The organism is Apilactobacillus ozensis DSM 23829 = JCM 17196 (genome assembly GCF_001435995.1).
Lineage (GTDB): Bacteria > Bacillota > Bacilli > Lactobacillales > Lactobacillaceae > Apilactobacillus > Apilactobacillus ozensis.
Map to the genome: position 1 here is coordinate 6,530 of NZ_AYYQ01000010.1, position 490 is coordinate 7,019.

The 490-nt window shown below is 29.8% G+C and carries 1 protein-coding gene; it reads left to right on the plus strand.

What is annotated here, in order from left to right; genetic code table 11:
* Positions 1-490 (plus strand): IS3 family transposase (locus FD06_RS02440; protein WP_162256000.1); only part of this gene is annotated, 490 nt, incomplete at both ends.

Below are 490 nucleotides of genomic sequence, written 5' to 3' on the forward strand. Positions count from 1 at the left end.
AATAAATATCAAGCTGTAGAAATTATTAATCAAAGTTTTCATCAAACCGCATTATCTAGTATTCTACGTATTTTAAAAATTCCAAGAAGCAGTTATTATTATCACAAGAAAGCTACGCTATCTTTAGATAAGCAACTTATCGAATCCGAAGTAAAAAAAGCAGTGAATGAACATAAAACCTATGGATACCGTAGAATTACTGCCCATCTACGAAATAACAATAAGGTAGTAAATCATAAATGTGTTCAAAGAATCATGCATAAATACGGTTTACAATGTAAGTTATTTAGTAAACGAAAACGTAAATATAATTCTTATAAAGGACAAGTTGGACATATAGCACCTAACATTCTACATGGTGATTTTAAGGCTGATTATTTTGGACAAAAACTAACTACTGATGTTAGTGAGTTTAGGTATGGCAATAATTCAACAAACCAAAAGGTTTATTTATCTCCGGTAATGGACCTATACTCTGATAAAATCATTG